This is a genomic window from Mesorhizobium sp. P2_F8 (assembly GCF_056403655.1).
Genome location: NZ_JBFUFB010000004.1, coordinates 216,137 through 236,189 on the forward strand (window position 1 = coordinate 216,137; position 20,053 = coordinate 236,189).

Sequence of the window (20,053 nt, forward strand, 5' to 3'; positions counted from 1 at the left end):
TTCTCGGACAAACGATCTCGTTTGTCCCGAGATCATGCTCCAACGAGAAAGCCATCATGCATAAACTCGAACGTCTCCTGCGGCCGAAGTCGATCGCCGTCTTCGGCGGTGCGCAGGCTGCCGCCGTCGTCGCGCAATCGATCAAGATGGGCTTTGCCGGCGAGATCTGGCCGGTACACCCGACCAAGGACGAGGTGGCCGGCCGCAAGGCCTATCGTTCGGTGGCCGATCTGCCCGGCGCGCCTGATGCCGCCTTTGTCGGTGTCAACCGCCACCTGACCATCGAGGTTGTCAAGGCGCTGGCCGAACGCGGCGCCGGCGGCGCGGTCTGCTTTGCCGCAGGCTTCCTCGAAACCGAGGCCTATGACGACGACGGCGAGCGGCTGCAGGCCGAGCTGGTCGCGGCGGCGGGCCAGATGCCGATCATCGGGCCGAACTGCTATGGCCTGATCAATTATGCCGATGGCGCACTTTTGTGGCCCGACCAGCATGGCGGGATCAGGCTGGCCGAGGGGGGCAAAGGCGTCGCCATCATCACCCAGTCGTCCAACATCGCCATCAACATGACGATGCAGAAGCGCGGCCTGCCGATCGCCTTCCTCATGACCGCCGGCAACCAGGCGCAGACCGGCCTGTCCGAAATGGCGCTTGGCCTGATCGAGGACGAGCGGGTCACGTCGCTCGGCCTGCACATCGAGGCCTTCGATTCGGTAGCCGGCTTCGAACGGCTGGCGGCCCGGGCACGCGAGCTGAAGAAGCCGATCATCGCCATGAAAGTCGGACGTTCCGAACAGGCGCGGCAGGCGACAGTCTCGCACACCGCCTCGCTGGCCGGCTCGGACGCGGCCTCGGGAGCCTTCCTGAGGCGGCTCGGCATTGCCCGCGTCGATTCCATCCCCGCCTTCATCGAGGCGCTGAAGCTGCTGCACGTCACTGGTCCGCTGCCCGGTTATCGTCTGTCGTCGATGAGCTGCTCTGGCGGCGAGGCCTCCGTCATGGCCGACAGCGCCGAAGGCCGCTGGGTCAATTTCCCTGACCTGACCGGTTCGCACCGCGCTCATGTCAAATCGACGCTCGGGCCGTTGGTGGCGGTGGCCAACCCGCTCGACTACCACACCTTCATCTGGAACAACGAGCCGGCGATGACCGCCACCTTCACCGCCATGGTGTCGGGCGGTTTCGACCTCAACATGCTGGTGCTGGACTTTCCGCGCCCCGACCGCTGCTCGGACACTGATTGGTGGGCGACGCTGCGCGCCTTCGAATCGGCGCTGAAGACCAACAAGGCACAAGGCGCCATCGTCTCCTCACTGCCCGAGAACCTGCCGGAAGAATACACGGCCGGACTGATGGCGCGTGGCATGGTGCCGTTGTTCGGCATTTCCGAGGCCATGGACGCCGCCCAGGCGGCAGCCTTCATCGGCTGGGCGTGGCGCGAACCGCAGGCGCAGCCGATCGACACATCCGCCTCCGGCGCGCCCGGTGGCGACCACATCACGCCCGACGAGGCCGAGGCAAAATCGCGGCTGATCAAGGCCGGCCTGCCGGTGCCCAAGGGCGAACGCGCCGCCAATGCCGTCGAGGCGGTGATCTCCTCGATGGCGCTTGGCTTTCCGGTGGCGCTGAAGGCGCTGGGCGTCACCCACAAATCCGAGGTCGGTGCTGTCAGGCTCAACCTCAAGGACGCCGAATCCGTCAGCACGGCAGCGCATGACCTGCTGCCGCTCGGCACCGGTCTCTATGTCGAGCGCATGGTGCGCGACGGTGTCGCCGAACTGATCGTCGGCTTCACCCGTGATCCGATGTTCGGGGCGGTGATGACGCTGGGCACCGGCGGCGTGTTGGTCGAGCTGTTGCGCGACAGCGTCACGCTGATGCTGCCGGCAACCCGCGACGACATCGAGGCAGCGTTGCGCGGCCTCAAACTGTTCCCGCTGCTCGAAGGCTATCGTGGCCGGCCGAAAGCCGATGTCGCCGCGGCCATCGAGGCTATCTCGGGCATTGCCGCCTTCGTGCAGCAGAATGCCGGCGAGATCGAGGAACTCGACATCAACCCGCTGATCGTCAGCGCTGAGGGCAAGGGCGCCTGGATCGCCGACGCGCTGCTGGTGCTGGGAGACAAGAAAAATGTCTGACGTCATTTCGACCCGTCGCGAGGGCACCATCTTGGAGGTCACGCTCGACCGGCCGAAGGCCAACGCCATCGACCTCAAGACCTCGCGGCTGATGGGCGAGACGTTCAAGGCATTCCGCGACGATCCAAGCCTGCGCGTTGCCATCGTCAAGACCGCCGGCGACAAGTTTTTCTGCGCCGGCTGGGACCTGAAAGCGGCTGCCGGCGGCGATGCGGTCGACGGCGACTATGGCGTCGGCGGCTTTGCCGGGCTGCAGGAACTGCGCGACCTCAACAAGCCGGTCATCGCTTGCGTCAACGGCATGGCGGTCGGCGGCGGCTTCGAGCTGGCGCTGTCGTGCGACCTCATCTACGCCTCCGATCATTCCTCCTTCGCGCTGCCCGAGATCCGCGCCGGCACGCTGGCCGATGCCGCGACGATCAAGTTGCCAAAGCGCATCCCCTATCATGTCGCCATGGACCTTTTGCTCACCGGCCGCTGGATGGATGTCGCGGAGGCGCATCGCTGGGGTCTGGTCAACGAAGTGCTGCCGAAGGAGAAGCTCGAGGACCGTGTCTGGGAGATCGCCCGGTTGCTCGCCGGCGGCCCGCCGCTGGTGTTTGCCGCGATCAAGGAGACGGCGCGGGTGGCCGAGGCGCTCACCTTCCAGGACGCGATGAACAAGGTGACACGCCGCCAGTTGCCGACGGTCGATGCCCTCTATGGCTCCGAGGACAATATGGAAGGTTTTCGCGCTTTCGCCGAGAAACGCGAGCCGGTGTGGAAGGGGAAGTAGTGAGCATCCCTGGAACGATGGCGTTCTGTCACACCCCCCTCTGCCCTGCCGGGCATCTCCCCCTCAAGGGGGGAGATCGGCTGTCGCAGCGGCGTTCGCCAATCTTCACCATTTCAGGAACGGCAACTGGGCCGAAGCTGCTAATCTCCCCCCTTGAGGGGGAGATGGCCGGCAGGCCAGAGGGGGGTGCCCAGGCTCAACCTTGGCAGCCCTTCCAGCGCCCATGACCGACTACAAAACCCTTATCGACGCCGAGACCTGGGCCTTCATCGAGCGGACCAATTCCTATTATCCGCCTGATACGATCGACTACACGATCGCGCAGCAGCGCGAGATCTATGACCGTATGTGCCGCGAGTTCTTTGCCGGCTATCCCGAGGGTGTTGCGGTCGAAACCTCTGCCATTGCAGCGCCCACCCACGACATCCCGATCCGCATCTACCGAAGCGCGCCGCAACCGGCGGCGACGGTTCTGTATTTCCATGGCGGCGGGTTCATCCTCGGCGGGCTGGACAGCCATGACGATGTCTGCGCCGAGCTCTGCGCCCGGACCGGCTATGAGGTCGTCTCGGTCGACTACCGGCTGGCGCCGGAGCACCTGCATCCGGCGGCCTTCGACGACGTGATGAGCGCCTTCGAATGGGCCACCGCCAATCGCGAGCATCCCATCGTGCTTTGCGGCGACAGCGCCGGCGGCAATCTTGCCGCTGCCGTCAGCCATGCGACACGCGGCCATCAGCGCAAGCCGATCGGCCAGGTGCTGATCTATCCCGGCCTCGGCGGCGACCGCTCGCGCGGCTCTTATGTGACGCATGCCGAAGCGCCGATGCTGACCGTGCGCGATCTCGAGTTCTACAAGAACGTCCGCACCGGCGGCGTGGATGGGACCGGTGACATCACGCTGTCGCCGCTCGCCGATGGCGACTTCGCCAATCTGCCGCCGACGGTGCTGATCACTGCCGAGTGCGACCCGCTGTCATCAGACGGCGAAGCGTATCGCGCACGCGTCGCCGCCGCCGGCGGACGGGCATATTGGTTCGAGGAACCTGGGCTGGTGCATGGCTATCTGCGAGCCCGGCACACGGTCGGCCGCGCCCGCGCCAGCTTTACGCGGATCGTCGATGCGGTAGCCGCTTTGGGAACGGGCGAATGGGTCCCCTGAGCGCCGTCATCCATATGCGACGTATATAATTCAGGCCAAAACCTGCTCTCGAATTCCTATGCGGCCAGCGACTATGTACTTCCCAACCGCTGGACTGGCGGCCGGAACGACAGACTGGCTTCAAGGACCATGAGATCACATTCAGTCTGGCTGACCTCCAGGGTCAGCCGCAGGGTGCCGACGGAATATTTTGTCCTGGCAAACCTCAGAGAACAAGGCGCGATCATCGGCCGGCTCGCCGGCCATCCGATCGCCGATACGGTCATCGATGCGAGCGGATCCCGATATCGCTATGTCGGCGTTGCAACGCGCGACGCCGATGGGCGCTTCGATGTCGAAGCGCTGCGGGCTGGCGAATGGATCGTCCAACCGGGCCTGGTTTATGCCGCCGACGGCAAGGCCGCTCCGTCAAAACCGCTGCTGAGCAGGCGCGACCGCAATCCGTCCTGATTGCATTGCGCTGGGTCCACCCTCGTTCAAAGTCACCATCGCCTCTCGGATTGCCGTTGCGGTTTCAGGACGGACAGGGGTCATTGGCAAGCGGACGTCCGGGCTCAACCCCAGCGCCAGGTGCAGGGCGTATTTGACCGGTACCGGATTGCTCTCCAGCTCGAGCGCCGCGATGAGTGGCCGCAAGCGATGATGGATGGCCCGAGCGGTGTGGTGGTCGCCTTGCCGGCAGGCATCATGCATCTCGACGCACAGTCGCGGGGCGACGTTGGAGACCACGGAGATCGTGCCACGCCCGCCCATCGTGTTGAAGCCGAACGACGTCGCGTCGTGACCGGACAGACAGATGAAGCGGCGCCTCAGCACGGCGGGAAGCGAGGACAGGCGGTTCACATCGCCAGTAGCGTCCTTGATGCCGACGATGGTTGGAATCTGCGCCAGGCGCTCGACCGTCTCCAGCGACAGGTCGACACCGGTCCGTGCCGGGACGTTGTAGACGATGATCGGTATCTTGACCTTGCTGGCGACCGCTTCGAAGTGGCGGAAAATCCCCTCCTGGCTCGGCCTGTTGTAGTAGGGCGTGACGATGAGGGCAGCGTCGGCCCCGAAAGCCTCGGCGGCTGTCGAGAGGGCAATCGTCGTCTCGGTGCTGTTCGTCCCGGTGCCGGCGATGATCGGCACCCTGCCCGCGGCAATTTTCACGCAGAGCGCGATGATGTCGAGGCGCTCCTCCCACGATAAGGTCGGGGACTCACCGGTGGTGCCGCACGGCACCAGCCCGTTGATCCCTTGTTCGATCTGCCAGCGCAGCAGCGTGGTCAGTTGCTTCAGGTCGACCTCGCCGTCGGTGAACGGCGTTACCAGCGCGGTCATCGCTCCGGTCAGGCGCGTTCGTGCTTGTTCGGGTGTCATGGGAATCAAATTCTCCTTGGTGATTGTTTGGGGACGCCTGTTCGAGGTGCGAAAGAAGCAAAGCCGAGAGCACCGCTGCAGCCAGATCGGTGTGGTCCGCTTCGGCTATGCAGGCGTTGCCCGGCGTCGCTACAGGCGGGGTTTGAATGGTGCAAACCCATCGCTCGCCGGTCCTGCAGAGCGACGAAACCGAGCGCTCCGGTTTCGACAGGGCGACGAGCAGGAGGACGGCGTCGAGCGTGGCGCCGGCCTCGACCAGGCCGGCAAACCGCCGGCCTTGCCTAGACGATCTGTCGAGCGACAGGCCGCGTGCGGCCTCCCACAGCTGGTGTTCGATCAGCCTGCCGACATGCGGGAGACGATCGAACAATCCGGCCAGATCGGTAGTGTTGGACGTGTCCATGGTCAGACCGTTCCGGAAAGGTGAAAGCAGCCGGAAACAGGATCAGTTGAACAGGGAAAGGCACACGCTTGTCGGGGCGAAGCGTATCGCGCCGGCCTGATGACCGCTTTCCATCGTGGCGAAACGAACAGCCGAGGTCCTGTCGGCGAAAACACCGCCGGTCATGCCTTCTTCGTCGCGCGCGATCCAGTGGCCTTCGCCATCGCGCCCAACCACGAAGCGGTGAAGCGCGTTTCCGTCAGAGGGGATATGAGAACGTTGCATGACAATCTTCTGCTTTGCGATCAGGAAACTTGAGCAGCGATGGTGGCCGCGACCAGCAAGCCGCTGGCGACCAGGAGCCACCATGTCGGAGTGAAGGGCGCGACCAGGCTGACCGGCCGGCGATTGTTGTTGGCGGCACGCCGCGCTTGCTCAAGCTGCGACGCCGGCAGCGGACGATGGGTGGGCAGATAGAGCCCGTCCGAGAGGTACATCGAAGACTTCCTTCTTTCTTAACTGTCGCCACGAGGTGGTGACTGCCTGCAGCGGCTCAGGACCGGCTGCACTCAGAAAGATAAAAGCATCCGCATTTGTATTCGAGGCGGCCGAAAACTGAAAAATATAAAAAAGTCATATGTTTATCGCCTGGGCGTATGTGGCCCCCAAGCGGGAAATCGGACCGCCGCGGCGCCGTTTCACGCCACCGCGGCGGCCGCCGCCCGGCCGGCGCTGCGACCGGAAAAGATGCAGCCGCCGAGGAACGTGCCTTCGAGCGCCGCATAGCCATGCACGCCGCCGCCACCGAAACCTGCGGCCTCGCCAACGGCATAAAGCCCCGCCACCGGCTGGCCGTCGGCACCCAGTACACGGCTGTCGAGATCGGTCTGCAGGCCACCCAGCGTCTTGCGGGTCAGGATGTTGAGGCGGACTGCGATTAGCGGACCGTTTGCCGGGTCGAGCATTTTATGTGGCTTGGCGGTGCGGATCAGTTTGTCGCCAAGGTAAGCACGCGCACCGCGCAACGCGGTGATCTGCATGTCCTTGGAGAACGGATTGTCGAGCTGCCGGTCGCGTGCGCGGATCTCGCGTTCGACCTTTGCGAGTTCGAGCAGCGGCTCGCCGCCGGCCAGCGCGTTCATGCGGGCGACCAGCTTCGGCAGGTCGGCCTCGACGATGAAATCCTCGCCCTTCTCCATAAACGCCTTCACCGGGCCCGGAATGCCCGACGTGGCGCGGCCGAGCACCTGACGCCAGCTCTTGCCGGTCAGGTCGGGGTTCTGTTCGGAGCCCGACAGCGCGAACTCCTTCTGGATGATCTTTCTGGTCAGGATGAACCAGGAATAGTCGAAGCCGGTGCTCATGATGTGGTTGAGCGTGCCCAGCGTGTCGAAGCCGGGATAGAGCGGCACCGGCAGGCGCTTGCCCCTGGCATCGAGCCACAGCGATGACGGGCCGGGCAGGATGCGGATCGCATGATCGGTCCAGATCGGCGCCCAGTTCTTGATGCCCTCGACATAGTGCCACATGCGGTCGCGATTGATGACGCTGCCGCCGGCCGCTTCGGTGATCGCCAGCATGCGGCCGTCGACATGGTCGGGCACGCCCGAGATCATGCGCTTGGGTGCCGCGCCCAGCCGCTGCGGCCAGTTTTCCCGGACAAGCTGGTGATTGGCGCCAATGCCGCCGGAGGCGACGATCACGGCTTGCGCATGAAGCTCGAAATCGCCTGATCTGTCGCGCGAACTCTTGTGGCCACGCTCGACGGTGCTTGGCTGCAGGATGTCGCCGCGCACGCCGTCGACGGTGGCACCCGTGCGGGTCAATTCGTTGACCCTGTGGCGGAATTTGAAGCGGATCAGCCCACTTTTCTCGGCTTCGCGGACGCGCTGGACGAAGGGTTCAAGCACGCCGGGACCGGTGCCCCAGGTGACGTGAAAGCGCGGCACCGAATTGCCATGGCCGATGGCATTGCCACCGCCACGCTCGGCCCAACCGACGACGGGAAAGAATTTCAGCCCGCGCTGCATCAGCCATGAGCGCTTCTCGCCGGCGGCGAAGCCGACATAGGCTTCGGCCCATTTGCGCGGCCAGTGATCTTCCGGGCGGTCGAAAGCGGCGGTGCCCAGCCAGTCCTCAAGCGCCAGGTCATGCGAATCGCGGATGCGCATGCGCCGCTGCTCGGGCGAATCGACGAGGAAGAGCCCGCCGAACGACCAGAACGCCTGGCCGCCGAGCGACTGTTCCGGTTCCTGGTCGACGATGACGGTTCTCTTGCCGGCCTCGGCAAGCTCGGCGGCGGCGACCAGCCCGGCAAGGCCGGCGCCGACAATGATCACGTCCGCGTCGTCAGCCATCTTTCCCCTCCCCATTTGCCGGCTAAAGCAATTCCGGGAAAAGCGTGAAACGCTCTTCCGTCCGGACTTGCGTCGAACAAAGGGCTGGCTAGACGGCCTCCCAACCTTCCTTGCCGCCGGCGCGGAAGATGGCGTCGATGGCCTTCTGGTTGAGCACGGATTCTTCCAGCGTGAAGACCCACTCCTTGCCGCCCTTTGCGGCCCGCGCGAAGGTCTCGACCTCCAGCCGGTACTGCTGGGTGCCGGGAAAGCGAAACACCTGCGCCTCCGTGTGGTTCTGGTTGTGCAGTTCGACGCGGTGATGGTCGTAGAGCCCGGCGTTGAAGGGCGAAAACACCTCGATGAACCCCTTCTCGCCATGGAACACCATGACCTGGCGCGCCGCCATCTGCGTCGACAGGTAGAAGGACAGCTCGAAGTCGCCGAAATCGGCGCGGATCGAGGAATAGATGTCGGTGCCGAATGTCTTGTCGCGCTCTATCGTCGCCTGGACGCGCAGCGGCTCCTTGCCGGTGGAAAAGCGCGTCGAGACGGTCGGGTAGACGCCGATGTCCGGCAGCGCGCCGCCGCCGAGATCGAGCTTGTTGCGCATGTTGTCGGGGTCGACATTGTAATAGGAGAAGGCGCCCTGGACGTGGCGCAGGCGGCCGATCGCGCCGCTGGCGATGAGATCGCGCACCTTGATCCATTGCGGGTGGTAAATGACCATGAAGGCCTCACAGACCAGCACCTTCTTGGCATCGCGCAGCTTGATCAGCGGCAGGATGTCCTTGGCGTCGAGCGCCAGCGGCTTTTCGACCAGCACGTGCTTGCCGGCCTCGATCGCCTTGGTCGCCCATTCGACGTGTTGGGAGGTCGGCAGCGGGATGTAGACGCCGTCGACCTCGCTGGAGGCGAGCAGGTCCTCATAGGCGCCGAATGCATGGCGCGCGCCGAAGCGCTCAGCCAGGGCCTTGGCCTTCGACAGGTCGCGGCTGGCAATCGCCGACAGGACACCGTTCTCCGCGTCGACCATTGCCGGCAACAACTGCTCGCGGCCGATCTTGGCCGTCGACAACACACCCCATCGAAACATCAGGCTTCTCCATAGCGATTGCAGGCGACGAGGTTTGCCCGAAATCTCAGGAAAAGCCAATGACCAGGACTGCCTGGATCAGCTCCGTTTGCCAGTCAGCGTCATGTCGAAGGCGACGATGTTGGAATAGATAGGCGTGCCAACATCCATGCCGTAGCGTGACCTGAGCACCTTGCCGGTGACATGGAATTTTATCGTGCCGGCCTTGAGGTCGCCAAGCTGGGCCGTGAATTCTTCCGGAAACGTCTTGCCGCGCGCCGTCAGCCGGCCGCTGACGAGGGCCGTGGTGTCGCTGGTGCGGGTCACGCTGGTCGAGCGGAACCGGATCTCAGGGCTGTCGGCGGCATCGAACACCGCGTCCGAGCGCAGGAAGGCATCGATGCGGCCCTGGCCGGTACCGACGCTTTCGGGAAATATGGTGAAATTGACCTGCGAGCGGGCGACGTCGCTGTTGTCAATGCGGATTGAGCCTTTGAAGCGGCCGAAGGCGCCATCGAGGCCGCCGCCACCGACCTTGCCGATGGAAAAGTGGATCGAGGAGTTGGCCGGGCTGATCGCGTAGCTGCCGGCGGCATCACCAAGCGCGATTGCCGCTGAAGCCGGCATGGCAAAGCAAACGGCGACCGCCGCAAATCCGAGGATACGCGTGTACATTGAGGTGTTCCTTGTTGTAGGCAGCGCATTTCCTGCGCGCCCTCACCCAATGAACGAACGACCCGGCCGCTCTATTCCGCACTGTCCTCTGACGAAGGCGTGATCATGCGTGTGAACACACCATCCCTGAGCTGGAAATGATGGCGCAGCGCCGCCGCGACATGCAGCACGACCAGGGCCATGCCGGCATAGGCGAGATACCAATGCGCTGACGTCCAGAAGCTTTCGGCCGCATCCGATTCGGCCAGCGGCAGGTTCGGCATGAGGAAAAGGTTGAACGGCAGGCTGGGGATCTCCAGCATCGACACCGACACCAGCGCCCAGCCGGACAAGGGCAGGGCCAGTTGAAACGCGTAGAGCGCAATGTGAGCGAGTGGCGCGGCCCGCCGCTCCAAGGTTCCGACCGTGCGCGGCAGCGCCGGCGCCGCATTGCCGAAGCGCCAGGCGATGCGCAGGATCACCAGCCCGAGCAGCAGAAAGCCGAAGGATTTGTGCAGCTGGATCAGTTCGAAGGCAGTACGCTGGCTGGTCAGCCGCACCATGATGAAGCCGAGCCCGAACTGGCCGATGAAGATCAGCGCAATAAGCCAGTGAAGAATGATCGCACCCCAGCCATACCGGGTCGTGCTGTTGGTAATCGATGCCTGCATGGGACGTGAACGAATGCCGGGGCGACTTTCTTCCTTCGCTTCACCCTGCGCCCTACGAGACCCCCCGCTTTGCAAAAGCCGCCTTGCGGCAGTTGCCTGCGCGACCCTCCCCACAAGGGCGAGGGTGAAGTTATCCGCTCACTTTGAAAAAATCGACGAAGGCGCGCAGCGCCGGCCGCATCTGGCGGCGGCTGGGATAGTAGACGAAGAACCCATCGAAAGGCGGGCACCAGTCCTCCAGCACGCGGATCAGTCGGCCGTCGGCGAGCGGCGTGGCGACATAATCCTCGAAGACAAAGGCGAGCCCGGCACCATCGACGACGGCCTGGGCGATCAGATGGTCCTCATCGAGGACAAGCGGTCCCTGTACGGCCATCTCGATCGCCTCGCCGCCCTTCTCGAACTCCCATCGGTAGAGGACGCCGCTGGAGAAGCGAAAGCGGATGCAGCGATGATCGGCAAGATCGCGCGGATGATGCGGTCTCGGCATGGCCGCGAAATAGGACGGCGCGCCGACCACCGCGCCACGAATGTCCGGCCCGATGCGCACGGCGATCATGTCGCGCTGCAAGCTCTCGCCAAGTCGCACACCGGCGTCGAAACCACCTTCCACGACATCGGTGAAACGATCCTCGATGACGATCTCCAGCACGATGTCGGGATAGACCGCCGCGAACGCAGCGAGCCGTGGCGTCAACACCAGATGGGCGGCGGTGCGCGGTACGCTAAGCCGAAGATTGCCGGCCGGCCGGTCGCGCGCCTCGACCGCCGTCTCCAGTGCAAGGTCGATCTCGGAAAGTGCCGGCCGCAACCGTTCAAGCAGCTGCGCGCCCTCCTCGGTTGGGGCGACRCTGCGGGTGCTGCGGGCCAGAAGACGAACGCCCAGCCTCGCCTCCAGGCTGGACACCGCATGGCTGACCGCCGAAGGCGCGATGCCAAGTTCGCGGGCGGCCCCGCGAAAGCTGGCGCATCGGGCGACGGTGGCCAACACCGCGAGTTGGGAGAGGTTCGTTCGATTCATTGATCTATTTCATAGAACAAGCTGTGCAAAAGAGAGACCATTATCGAACGGAAAGCAAGGCGCTATCTCCCCATGCATGTCGCCCAAAAGTGCGCAGCGGTTTTGGGGGCAACGACATGCTTAAGACTTAAGGCGCGTTGTCGACGCGTTAAGCATCGCAACAAGGAGACGCGTGATGCAAACCCGCAAGCTAGGAACTGAATTGAACGTCTATCCCGTCGGCCTCGGCTGCATGGGCATGAGTTTTGTCTATGGCGGCCAGCCGGAGGCCGAGGCGATCGCCACGTTGCACCGTGCCATCGAGATCGGCGTCAACTTCTTCGATACGGCTGAAGTCTATGGCCCCTACGAGAACGAGATCCTGCTCGGCAAGGCGCTGAAGGCGGTTCGTGACAAGGTGACCATTGCCACCAAATTCGGCTTCAAGATTTTGGAGGAAGGCACCGGCATCGACCGCATGGCCGGCGTCGACAGCCGTCCCGAGCACGTCAAGGCGGTCGCCGAGGCGTCGCTGAAGCGGCTTGGCACCGATGTCATCGACCTCTACTACCAGCATCGCGTCGATCCCAACGTGCCGATCGAGGACACGGTCGGCGCCATGGCCGAACTGGTGCGCGAAGGCAAGGTGCGGGCGCTCGGCCTGTCGGAGGCGAGCGCGGCAACCATCGGCCGGGCGCATGCCGTGCATCCGATATCGGCCGTGCAGAGCGAATACTCGCTGTGGAGCCGCGATCCGGAAGACGAGGTGCTCGCCGTCTGCCGCGAACTCGGCATCGGCTTCGTTCCCTACAGCCCACTCGGCCGTGGCCTGTTGACCGGCACGATCGCCAAGCCCGAGGCTTTGAGCGACGACGACTGGCGCCGTGGCCTGCCGCGCTTCCAGGCCGACGCCATGGCCGCCAACGCCGCTGTCATCGCCACGCTGGAAAAGATGGCGGCTGAAAAGGGCGTGACCCCGGCGCAGCTGGCGCTGGCCTGGGTGCTGCACCAGGGCGATTTCATCGTGCCGATCCCCGGCGCGCGGAAAATCCGCCATCTGGAGCAGAACACGGCGGCGGCCGGGATCGAGTTGAGCGCGGCCGAGGTGCAAGCCATCGGTGATGCGCTGTCGCCGGATAAAGTCGTCGGCAAGCGCTACACCGAGGAGTTGCTGGCGCTGGTAAATGGGTGAGCTTGGTCACCGCCGGATAGTTGAAAGGGGGCGCTGCGGCGCCTCCTTTTTGCACCGCGTGGAGGTGCGAGACGTTGGCGCGAAACACCCCCTCTGTCCCGCCGACATCACCAAGGATAGACAGTGATCTCCGGCCAGCAGGCCTTCGCACGCACCCCCTTGGCCTCATGCGTCTGGCGGTTGTCCATCATCCGGTTCGGCGTGATGCGAAACGAGAAGATGTCGTCGAGGCCAAGCGGCGCCACGAGGTCAAGCTGCCCATCCGCGTCGAAACGGACCCCGACCGCGTGGGTTTTGGAGGCGAAGTGGCGGACCGAGTCGCTGGAACTTGTGTAGCGCGGGCACGGCTGTCCGAACTTCAGGGGATACCAGAGATGGACGCGAGCCTGGTTGCGCACCTCGACCGGCAGCGGCAGTCCAGCGAAGATCGGAGCGGCAGCGGCGATCACGCCATCCTCAGCCTCATAGGACAGGTCGCTGTCATCGAAATAGAACAGGTCGACATCCCTGACGCCGTAACCCGATGGCTTGCCGGTCAGCTCGTTCCAGACGGTGTTGTAGAGCGCGCCGGAGACCAGCAGCCAGTCGGGCAAGGCAAGACGCCGCGCCCGGCCCAAAGCGTCACTCAGCAACGCATCTCTCGACACGATGTCGAGAAACGCCGCACGTTGTGCTTCGAACGGGAGCCCTGAATAGCGCAAATGGTCCATCGCCCTTTGGAGGGCGATTCGCCACTTGCCCGCAATCCCTCAAGTCCTGAGTACGCCACCCGTCTGCTTGCCAACATTCTCGATGATGCGCTTCGCCAACGCTTCGAAATCTTCGTCGGTCAGCGTCTTTTCGACCGGCTGGATCGACACCTCGATGGCGATCGACTTCTTGCCTTCGCCGAGTGATGCACCTTCGAAAATATCGAAGACCGAGACAGCTGTGATCAGCTTCTTGTCGGCGGCGAGTGTGGCGCGCACCAGCGTGCCGGCCTCGACCGTCCTGTCGACCACGAAAGCGAAATCGCGCTTGACCGCCTGGAAGGCGGACAGTTCCAGCTTCGGCTTGGTCTTGGTTGGCTTGGCCTTCGGCTCGGGCACGGCGTCGACAAAGACTTCGAAGCCGCAGAGCGGCCCGGAGACATCCAGTCCCTCAAGCGTCTTGGGATGGAATTCGCCGAAGGTGCCGAGGACGGTTTTCGGCCCGAGCTTGATCGTGCCGGAGCGGCCGGGATGATACCAGGCCGGACCGCCGGCCTCGACCTGCAATCGGTCGACCGGTGCACCGCAGGCTTCGAGTGCGGCGATCGCATCGGCCTTGGCATCGAATACGCCGACCGCGCCTGAATTGCCGGCCCAGTTGCGGCCGGAGCCGTCGAGCTTGGCGGTGCCGCGCCGGACGCCGGCAGCAACGCGCCGCTGCTGGTCGGCGCCGTCGCCCTCATAGGTGCCCGACACTTCGAACAAAGCGACGTCGCCGATGCCCCTGTCGGCGTTGCGCTGGGCAGCGGCGATCAGCCCCGGCAGCAGCGACGGCCGCATGTCGGACATGTCGGCAGCGATCGGGTTGGCAAGCTTCAGTGCCGTCTGGCCGCCGCCGAACAGTTCGGCGTGCCTGGCCGGAATGAACGACCAGGTGACCGCCTCCATCATGCCGCGCACGGCAAGCGCGCGCTTGGCCGTGCGGGTGCGGACCTGCAGCGTGGTGAGGATCCTGGCATTGACAGCGTCATGCGCGCCAAGCGGCTGCGGCGCGATGTTGTCGACGCCGTGGATGCGCATGACCTCTTCGACCAGGTCGGCCTTGCCATCGACATCGGAGCGCCAGGACGGCACGGCGACGTCGACAACATCGCCCGAGCCCTGCGGCTTGAAGCCGAGGCGCGACAGGATATCGAGGCTTTCCGCCCTTGGCACCTCGATGCCCGTCAGCCGCTTGACTTCCGACAGCGGGAAAGAAACGATCCTGGGCTGGTAGCCGGCATAGCCGGCCACCTCGATCTCCGTCGACGTGCCGCCGCAGAAATCGAGCACCAGCCTGGTCGCCAGCTCGACGCCGGGCACCATGAATTCAGGGTCGACGCCGCGCTCGAAGCGATAGCGCGCGTCGGTGATGATGCCGAGCGTACGGCCGGTGCGGGCAGTGGTGATCGGATCCCAAAGGGCCGATTCGATCAGCACGTCTGACGTGTTTTCGTCGCAGCCCGAATGCTCGCCGCCCATGATGCCGGCGATCGACTCGACGCCGTCCTCGTCAGCGATAACGCACATCTCCGGCGTCAGCGTGTAGTCGCGGCCGTCGAGTGCCTGCACCTTTTCGCCATCGCGCGCCCGCCGCACGGTCAGATTGCCGGCGACCTTCCTGGCGTCGAACACATGCAGCGGCCGGCCGCGATCGAAGGTGACATAGTTGGTGATGTCGACCAGCGCACTGATCGGACGCAGCCCAATGGCGATCAACCGCTGCTGCAGCCATTTCGGCGACGGGCCGTTCTTGACGCCACGCACCAGCCGCAGCGCGAAACCAGGGCAGAGCTCTGGTGCTTCGATCGTCACCTTGACCGGCGTCTCGCCCTTGCCCGGGATCGCGTCGATCGCAGCGCTCTTCAACGTGCCAAGCCCGCTCGCCGCCAGGTCCCTGGCGATGCCGTAGACGCTGGTCGCGTCCGGCCGGTTCGGCGTCAGGTTGATCTCGATGACCGGATCGTCGAGATGCGCATAGGCAGCGAAGCTGGTGCCGACAGGCGCATCCTCAGGCAGGTCGATGATGCCGTTGTGCTCGTCGGAAAGCTCCAACTCGCGCTCCGAACACATCATGCCGTGGCTTTCGACGCCCCTGATCTTACCGACCGTCAGCGTCACGTCGATGCCGGGCACATAGGCGCCGGGCGCGGCAAAGGCGCCGATCAGGCCCGCGCGGGCGTTCGGCGCGCCACAGACGACCTGCACCGGTGCCTTGCCGTCGCCGGTGTCGACGGTGAGCACGCGCAGCCGGTCGGCATCGGGATGCTGCACCGCCGTCAACACCCTGGCGATGACGAACGGTTTCAGGCTCGACTTGTCGTCGACATGCTCGACTTCGAGGCCGATCGAGGTCAGCCGCTCGACGATTTCGTCGAGGGTGGCGTCGGTCTCGAGGTGGTCCTTGAGCCAGGAGAGGGTGAATTTCATGGGGCTGTTCCGTCTGGTCTTTTGACGCTTGTTTTCAGATGTCTCGGCAGATCGTCTGATATGTGCAGGAAGGGAAGCTGCTCGCTGACATAGGCATGCAGCGTCGGCGGGAAATCGGCCGGCATATCCATGGCGCCGAGCGTGAAATAGATGACGTCCTCCAGCCGCTCGTCGACATAGGCGATCGGCGAGCCGCAGACGCCGCAGAACGAGCGCGTCACCGGCCCGTTCTCATACATCTTCAGCGCCTTGCCGGTGAACGCCACCTGACCGACCAGGAAACCGACAAAGGCCGATACCGGCGCGCCGCTCGCCCGCCGGCAATCGCCGCAATGGCAATAGCTGACGTGGTGCGGTCCGGCCGAGGCCTCGAACCGCACGGCGCCGCAGCGGCAGCCGCCGGCGTGGGCGGCTGTCATGCGCTCAAGCCTCCGAACAGCGTCGGCATGTCGAGCGGCCTGAATCCGTAATGTGACAGCCAGCGCACGTCGGCATCGAAGAAGGCGCGCAGGTCCGGCATGCCGTATTTCAGCATGGCGATGCGGTCGATGCCCATGCCCCAGGCAAAGCCCTGGTATTCGTCCGGGTCGAGCCCGCCATGGCGCAGCACATTGGGATGCACCATGCCGCAGCCGAGGATCTCCATCCAGTCGGAGCCTTCGCCGAAGCGCACCTCGCCGGGCCGCGAACGGTCGCACTGGATGTCGACCTCGAGGCTCGGTTCGGTGAACGGGAAGAAGGACGGCCGGAACCGCATCTTGACCGAGGGCACTTCGAAGAAGGCCTTGCAGAACTCCTCCAGCACCCACTTCATGTTGGCGACGTTGGCCGTCTTGTCGATCACCAGCCCCTCGACCTGATGGAACATCGGCGAGTGGGTGGCGTCCGAATCCTGCCGGTAGGTCTTGCCCGGAATGACGATGCGGATCGGCGGCTTTTTCGTCTCCATGGTGCGGATCTGCACCGGCGAGGTGTGGGTGCGCAAAAGCTTGCGCTCGCCCTTCTCGTCCGGCTGGAAGAAGAAAGTGTCGTGCATCTCGCGCGCCGGATGGCCTTCGGGGAAATTCAGCGCGGTGAAATTGTAATAGTCGGTCTCGATGTCCGGGCCTTCGGCGATCGAAAAGCCGAGGTCGCCGAAGATCGCTGCGATCTCGTCGATGACCTGGCTGATCGGATGGATGCGGCCGCGCTCGGCGGGCGACTGCCGCACCGGCAGCGTCACGTCGACCTTTTCGGCGGCCAGGCGGGCGGTGATCGCCACATCCTTCAGCTCGGCCCGACGCAGCGAGAGTGCATCGGTGACGCGGTTCTTGAGGCCGTTGATAACAGGGCCCTTGAGCTGGCGCTCCTCGGCGCTCATCGCGCCAAGCGTCTTCAGCATCTCGGAAACCGAGCCCTTCTTGCCCAGCGCAGAAACGCGTACCGCCTCGATCGAGGCCTCGTCCGCGGCCGATGCGATATCAGCCATCAGGGAATTTTCGAGAGTTTCCATGTCACTCATGTTCCAGACCCGACAAAAGGCATAAGAAAAACCCGCGCCAGCCGTGCCAGCGCGGGTTCCCCAAATCAGAATTTCGAATGCTTGGGAAGCGCTGGCTTAGGCGACAGCGCTTTCAAAAGCGTTCGGCGTGGTGTTCTTCAGATATTCGAGCGCAACCTTGGCCTTGGCCACGAGTGCGGCGAAAGCCTGCGGCTCATGGATGGCCATGTCCGACAGGATCTTGCGATCGATCTCGATGCCGGCCTTGTTGAGGCCGTCGATGAAGCGGCCATAGGTCAGGCCGTGCTCATGGGTCGCGGCGTTGATGCGCTGGATCCACAGGGCGCGGAACGAGCGCTTGCGGTTCTTGCGGTCGCGGTAAGCGTACTGCAGCGACTTTTCCACCGCCTGCTTGGCGATGCGGATCGTGTTCTTGCGGCGGCCGTAGAAGCCTTTGGCGGCTTTCAGGACCTTCTTGTGCTTGGCGTGCGAGGTGACGCCTCTCTTTACGCGTGCCATGTCATGATCTCCTTAAAAGCAATTCCAGGAAAAGTGCCTAGCGGTTTTCCGTTCGGAATTGCGTAAAACAAATGCGTGTCCGGACCGAATGCCTTAGAGGCCGTTCGGCAGAAAATTCTTGATGACCTTCTTGCCATCCGGTTCAGCCAGAACCATCGTGCCGCGGGCATTTCGAATGAACTTGTTGGAACGCTTGATCATGCCGTGACGCTTGCCGGCCGCAGCCGACAGGACTTTACCCGTACCTGTGATCTTGAACCGCTTTTTGGCGGCGGACTTGGTCTTCATCTTGGGCATTTTGCTACTCCGTTTCTATGAGGTCGCTGTCCGTGCCTCTGGCACGCAGCACCTCTTGTTTTGTTCGCTTCAGGCCGACCAAAGCCCGAAAAGCAAATGAAACCGCCACGGCATGCCCTGCCGGGCGGTTTTTTGGTACGCGGTCCTATACGTCAAAGCAGGCGGCTGTGCAACACCCACTGCGCCGCTCGTTCGCGGAATGCTCCGCCCTCGATCAGGGAAGTGTGAACCAGACCGGCAGCATGCCCGACTGCTGGGCGCCGTCGATCAGTTCGAAGGCCGGCAGCGCCATCAGGAACACCAGGCCATCGAGCAGCGTGGTCAACAGCAGGCGCGGCTTGAAGCTGCCCGTGTCACCCTCCTGGTAAAGGGAAAGGTTCGGAAAGAAGCGCGGCACCCGCGCCAGATAGGCCTGATAGGGCGCACCAAGCGCTTCCTTGAGGAATTTCTCCTCGCGCAGGATGACGATATGGAAGGCACCCGCGCACAGCACAGCAAAGAGAATGATGCCGGAGAACGAACCGATCTGCGCGCCGACGCCGGCCGCGGCCACGGTCGAGAACACATAGAGCGGATTGCGGGTCATCGAATAGGGTCCGCCCGTCACAACTTCGGAAGATTTGCGCCCGCCTATATAGAGCGTCGACCAAAGGCGGCCGACGATGCCGAGAAAAATCAGCAGCACGCCGAACATCTCGATCGTCTCATGCATCGCGGTATCGGGCGGGAAGGTCGATTGGCCAAACAGCAGCGCGGCGAACAACACGACCACGAGCACGGCAAGCACTATTCTGCGCGTGCGCTGGTAGTTACCCAGCCCGTATTTGAGTTCTTTGTCCAAGGGAGGAATCCGATCGTCGAGGAGCCTAATGCATGTCGCCCAAAAGTGGCCCCGGTTTTGGGAGGACGACATACATGAAAACAGAACCGGCGATCGCAGCTGTGGCCAGCAAGCAGGCGTCCCGCCGATCGCCGGGACGCCCTGTACTACAATTCAGGCGGATTTAGAGCGCGGTGACCAAGCCTGACGTCATCGTGATCTCGATGTGTTGACGTTCAGGTGATGCCGGCCTGCAAACGGCGCCTGACCACAATCTCACTGCACCCCTAGCGCGGCGCCAGCACCATCATCATCTGGCGGCCTTCGAGCTTCGGTTCCGCTTCGACCTTGGCAATGGTCGCCACTTCCTCGCGAACCTTGTTCAAAAGCTGCATGCCGAGTTCCATATGCGCCATCTCGCGGCCACGGAAACGCAAAGTCAGCTTGACCTTGTCGCCCTCCTCGAAGAAGCGGCGAACCGCCTTCATCTTGGTCTCGTAGTCATGGCTGTCGATGTTGGGGCGCATCTTGATCTCCTTGATCTCGATGACCTTCTGGTTCTTGCGCGCCTCGGCCGCCTTCTTCTGGTTGGCGTATTTCAACTTGCCGAGATCGAGGATTTTTACGACGGGGGGCACCGCATTGGGCGATATCTCGACGAGATCGAGCCCAGCCTCTTCGGCGAGCAGCAATGCGTCGTTGATTGAAACATCGCCGCGGTTCTGGCCTTCGGCGTCGATAAGCTGGACCCGGGGAACCCGGATGTCACGGTTGGAGCGCGGGCCATCCTTGGTCGGCGCCGCTGCTTTGAAAGGTCTGCGAATGGTCGTGGTCTCCTTGGCCGTTTCGTTCAGGGTTTGCGGATATTGATGCGTGGACGCGCCAATGTGGTAAGCGCGCGGGCGAAGTCAATAGCACAGCATTGACAGGAAATCACCCTGATCGCTGGCCTGCACCAAACAAAGAACCATCGCGAGCACTTTTCGCCACGCCACTGGCTGTGCCACAAGACGCCGTGCGCCAAAAGAAGGGCGC

General features: G+C 63.7%; 22 protein-coding genes. 6 read left to right on the plus strand and 16 right to left on the minus strand.

Features of this window, described 5'->3' with window-relative positions; translation table 11 throughout:
- Nucleotides 1-56 precede the first annotated feature (56 nt).
- The 4 genes from AC1DZP_RS11805 (at nucleotide 57) to AC1DZP_RS11820 (ending at nucleotide 4,522) form a co-directional block, all read left to right on the plus strand.
- The gene (locus tag AC1DZP_RS11805) at nucleotides 57-2,135 is read left to right on the plus strand and encodes an acetate--CoA ligase family protein (RefSeq protein ID WP_477302472.1); all 2,079 of its coding nucleotides are present in this window, start codon (nucleotides 57-59) and stop codon (nucleotides 2,133-2,135) included.
- Nucleotides 2,128-2,910 (plus strand): carnitinyl-CoA dehydratase, encoded by a 783-nt coding sequence (locus AC1DZP_RS11810; protein WP_352628350.1) that lies wholly within the window; start codon nucleotides 2,128-2,130, stop codon nucleotides 2,908-2,910. The genes AC1DZP_RS11805 and AC1DZP_RS11810 overlap by 8 nt, the downstream gene beginning before the upstream one ends.
- A gap of 223 nt (nucleotides 2,911-3,133) precedes the next feature.
- Nucleotides 3,134-4,072: an alpha/beta hydrolase gene (locus AC1DZP_RS11815; RefSeq protein WP_477302474.1), complete on the plus strand. Its 939-nt coding sequence runs from the start codon at nucleotides 3,134-3,136 to the stop codon at nucleotides 4,070-4,072.
- A 129-nt stretch (nucleotides 4,073-4,201) separates the two neighbouring features.
- Nucleotides 4,202-4,522, plus strand: coding sequence for a hypothetical protein (locus AC1DZP_RS11820; RefSeq protein WP_477302476.1), 321 nt, complete (start codon nucleotides 4,202-4,204; stop codon nucleotides 4,520-4,522).
- On the opposite strand, the gene dapA is transcribed toward AC1DZP_RS11820, so the two are convergent.
- On the minus strand, nucleotides 4,481-5,434 hold the full coding sequence (dapA, locus tag AC1DZP_RS11825) for a 4-hydroxy-tetrahydrodipicolinate synthase (protein ID WP_477302478.1): 954 nt from the start codon (nucleotides 5,432-5,434) through the stop codon (nucleotides 4,481-4,483). The two genes, AC1DZP_RS11820 and dapA, sit on opposite strands and share 42 nt — an antisense overlap.
- On the opposite strand from dapA, the gene AC1DZP_RS11830 reads away from it, so the two are divergent.
- Entirely contained in the window at nucleotides 5,433-5,861 is a 429-nt protein-coding gene (locus AC1DZP_RS11830) for a hypothetical protein (RefSeq protein ID WP_477302480.1), read from the plus strand. The two genes, dapA and AC1DZP_RS11830, sit on opposite strands and share 2 nt — an antisense overlap.
- Nucleotides 5,862-5,879: 18 nt before the next feature.
- Here the strand turns inward: AC1DZP_RS11830 and AC1DZP_RS11835 are convergent, their stop codons facing one another.
- From AC1DZP_RS11835 to AC1DZP_RS11865, 7 genes are all read right to left on the minus strand, one after another.
- Nucleotides 5,880-6,101 carry a hypothetical protein gene (locus AC1DZP_RS11835; protein ID WP_477302482.1) on the minus strand — a complete coding sequence of 74 codons (222 nt, stop codon included), beginning with the start codon at nucleotides 6,099-6,101 and terminating at the stop codon, nucleotides 5,880-5,882.
- A gap of 20 nt (nucleotides 6,102-6,121) precedes the next feature.
- Entirely contained in the window at nucleotides 6,122-6,313 is a 192-nt protein-coding gene (locus tag AC1DZP_RS11840; RefSeq protein ID WP_477302484.1) for a hypothetical protein, read from the minus strand.
- Nucleotides 6,314-6,514: 201 nt separating this feature from the next.
- Nucleotides 6,515-8,173, minus strand: coding sequence for an FAD-binding dehydrogenase (locus tag AC1DZP_RS11845; RefSeq protein WP_477302485.1), 1,659 nt, complete (start codon nucleotides 8,171-8,173; stop codon nucleotides 6,515-6,517).
- Between the two features lie 88 nt (nucleotides 8,174-8,261).
- On the minus strand, nucleotides 8,262-9,248 hold the full coding sequence (locus AC1DZP_RS11850; protein ID WP_477302487.1) for a Gfo/Idh/MocA family protein: 987 nt from the start codon (nucleotides 9,246-9,248) through the stop codon (nucleotides 8,262-8,264).
- 78 nt (nucleotides 9,249-9,326) lie between these two features.
- Nucleotides 9,327-9,902 carry a YceI family protein gene (locus AC1DZP_RS11855; protein WP_457150094.1) on the minus strand — a complete coding sequence of 192 codons (576 nt, stop codon included), beginning with the start codon at nucleotides 9,900-9,902 and terminating at the stop codon, nucleotides 9,327-9,329.
- Nucleotides 9,903-9,973: 71 nt separating this feature from the next.
- Nucleotides 9,974-10,552 (minus strand): cytochrome b, encoded by a 579-nt coding sequence (locus AC1DZP_RS11860; protein ID WP_477302490.1) that lies wholly within the window; start codon nucleotides 10,550-10,552, stop codon nucleotides 9,974-9,976.
- A 130-nt stretch (nucleotides 10,553-10,682) separates the two neighbouring features.
- Nucleotides 10,683-11,573, minus strand: a complete 891-nt coding sequence (locus AC1DZP_RS11865) for a LysR family transcriptional regulator (RefSeq protein ID WP_477302492.1) — start codon at nucleotides 11,571-11,573, stop codon at nucleotides 10,683-10,685.
- Between the two features lie 175 nt (nucleotides 11,574-11,748).
- Between AC1DZP_RS11865 and AC1DZP_RS11870 the strand changes: the two genes are divergently transcribed.
- On the plus strand, nucleotides 11,749-12,744 hold the full coding sequence (locus AC1DZP_RS11870) for an aldo/keto reductase (RefSeq protein ID WP_477302494.1): 996 nt from the start codon (nucleotides 11,749-11,751) through the stop codon (nucleotides 12,742-12,744).
- A 107-nt stretch (nucleotides 12,745-12,851) separates the two neighbouring features.
- Here the strand turns inward: AC1DZP_RS11870 and AC1DZP_RS11875 are convergent, their stop codons facing one another.
- The 8 genes from AC1DZP_RS11875 to infC form a co-directional block, all read right to left on the minus strand.
- Nucleotides 12,852-13,454: a nucleotidyltransferase family protein gene (locus AC1DZP_RS11875; protein ID WP_477302496.1), complete on the minus strand. Its 603-nt coding sequence runs from the start codon at nucleotides 13,452-13,454 to the stop codon at nucleotides 12,852-12,854.
- A 39-nt stretch (nucleotides 13,455-13,493) separates the two neighbouring features.
- Complete coding sequence (pheT, locus tag AC1DZP_RS11880; protein ID WP_477302498.1) at nucleotides 13,494-15,902, minus strand: phenylalanine--tRNA ligase subunit beta; 2,409 nt, start codon at nucleotides 15,900-15,902, stop codon at nucleotides 13,494-13,496.
- The gene (locus AC1DZP_RS11885; RefSeq protein WP_477302500.1) at nucleotides 15,899-16,321 is read right to left on the minus strand and encodes a GFA family protein; all 423 of its coding nucleotides are present in this window, start codon (nucleotides 16,319-16,321) and stop codon (nucleotides 15,899-15,901) included. The genes pheT and AC1DZP_RS11885 overlap by 4 nt, the downstream gene beginning before the upstream one ends.
- Nucleotides 16,318-17,403: a phenylalanine--tRNA ligase subunit alpha gene (gene pheS / locus AC1DZP_RS11890; protein WP_095083151.1), complete on the minus strand. Its 1,086-nt coding sequence runs from the start codon at nucleotides 17,401-17,403 to the stop codon at nucleotides 16,318-16,320. The genes AC1DZP_RS11885 and pheS overlap by 4 nt, the downstream gene beginning before the upstream one ends.
- Nucleotides 17,404-17,499: 96 nt before the next feature.
- On the minus strand, nucleotides 17,500-17,901 hold the full coding sequence (rplT, locus tag AC1DZP_RS11895; protein ID WP_006201247.1) for a 50S ribosomal protein L20: 402 nt from the start codon (nucleotides 17,899-17,901) through the stop codon (nucleotides 17,500-17,502).
- 93 nt (nucleotides 17,902-17,994) lie between these two features.
- A complete protein-coding gene (rpmI, locus tag AC1DZP_RS11900) occupies nucleotides 17,995-18,198 on the minus strand; it encodes a 50S ribosomal protein L35 (protein WP_006201248.1) in 204 nt (67 codons plus the stop codon).
- A 214-nt stretch (nucleotides 18,199-18,412) separates the two neighbouring features.
- Nucleotides 18,413-19,039, minus strand: a complete 627-nt coding sequence (locus AC1DZP_RS11905; protein ID WP_095083153.1) for a methyltransferase family protein — start codon at nucleotides 19,037-19,039, stop codon at nucleotides 18,413-18,415.
- A gap of 266 nt (nucleotides 19,040-19,305) precedes the next feature.
- Nucleotides 19,306-19,842 carry a translation initiation factor IF-3 gene (infC, locus tag AC1DZP_RS11910; protein ID WP_010912915.1) on the minus strand — a complete coding sequence of 179 codons (537 nt, stop codon included), beginning with the start codon at nucleotides 19,840-19,842 and terminating at the stop codon, nucleotides 19,306-19,308.
- Nucleotides 19,843-20,053 lie beyond the last annotated feature (211 nt).

Coding starts and splice junctions, on each gene's coding strand:
- pheT (WP_477302498.1), bottom strand. CDS start 15,902: ATGAAATTCACCCTCTCCTGGCTCAAGGACCACCTCGAGACCGACGCC.
- AC1DZP_RS11810 (WP_352628350.1), top strand. CDS start 2,128: ATGTCTGACGTCATTTCGACCCGTCGCGAGGGCACCATCTTGGAGGTC.
- AC1DZP_RS11885 (WP_477302500.1), bottom strand. CDS start 16,321: ATGACAGCCGCCCACGCCGGCGGCTGCCGCTGCGGCGCCGTGCGGTTC.
- AC1DZP_RS11850 (WP_477302487.1), bottom strand. CDS start 9,248: ATGTTTCGATGGGGTGTGTTGTCGACGGCCAAGATCGGCCGCGAGCAG.
- AC1DZP_RS11815 (WP_477302474.1), top strand. CDS start 3,134: ATGACCGACTACAAAACCCTTATCGACGCCGAGACCTGGGCCTTCATC.
- AC1DZP_RS11820 (WP_477302476.1), top strand. CDS start 4,202: ATGAGATCACATTCAGTCTGGCTGACCTCCAGGGTCAGCCGCAGGGTG.
- rplT (WP_006201247.1), bottom strand. CDS start 17,901: ATGGCACGCGTAAAGAGAGGCGTCACCTCGCACGCCAAGCACAAGAAG.
- AC1DZP_RS11805 (WP_477302472.1), top strand. CDS start 57: ATGCATAAACTCGAACGTCTCCTGCGGCCGAAGTCGATCGCCGTCTTC.
- dapA (WP_477302478.1), bottom strand. CDS start 5,434: ATGACACCCGAACAAGCACGAACGCGCCTGACCGGAGCGATGACCGCG.
- rpmI (WP_006201248.1), bottom strand. CDS start 18,198: ATGCCCAAGATGAAGACCAAGTCCGCCGCCAAAAAGCGGTTCAAGATC.
- AC1DZP_RS11855 (WP_457150094.1), bottom strand. CDS start 9,902: ATGTACACGCGTATCCTCGGATTTGCGGCGGTCGCCGTTTGCTTTGCC.
- AC1DZP_RS11835 (WP_477302482.1), bottom strand. CDS start 6,101: ATGCAACGTTCTCATATCCCCTCTGACGGAAACGCGCTTCACCGCTTC.
- pheS (WP_095083151.1), bottom strand. CDS start 17,403: ATGAGTGACATGGAAACTCTCGAAAATTCCCTGATGGCTGATATCGCA.
- AC1DZP_RS11830 (WP_477302480.1), top strand. CDS start 5,433: ATGGGAATCAAATTCTCCTTGGTGATTGTTTGGGGACGCCTGTTCGAG.
- AC1DZP_RS11870 (WP_477302494.1), top strand. CDS start 11,749: ATGCAAACCCGCAAGCTAGGAACTGAATTGAACGTCTATCCCGTCGGC.
- AC1DZP_RS11845 (WP_477302485.1), bottom strand. CDS start 8,173: ATGGCTGACGACGCGGACGTGATCATTGTCGGCGCCGGCCTTGCCGGG.
- AC1DZP_RS11875 (WP_477302496.1), bottom strand. CDS start 13,454: ATGGACCATTTGCGCTATTCAGGGCTCCCGTTCGAAGCACAACGTGCG.
- AC1DZP_RS11860 (WP_477302490.1), bottom strand. CDS start 10,552: ATGCAGGCATCGATTACCAACAGCACGACCCGGTATGGCTGGGGTGCG.
- AC1DZP_RS11840 (WP_477302484.1), bottom strand. CDS start 6,313: ATGTACCTCTCGGACGGGCTCTATCTGCCCACCCATCGTCCGCTGCCG.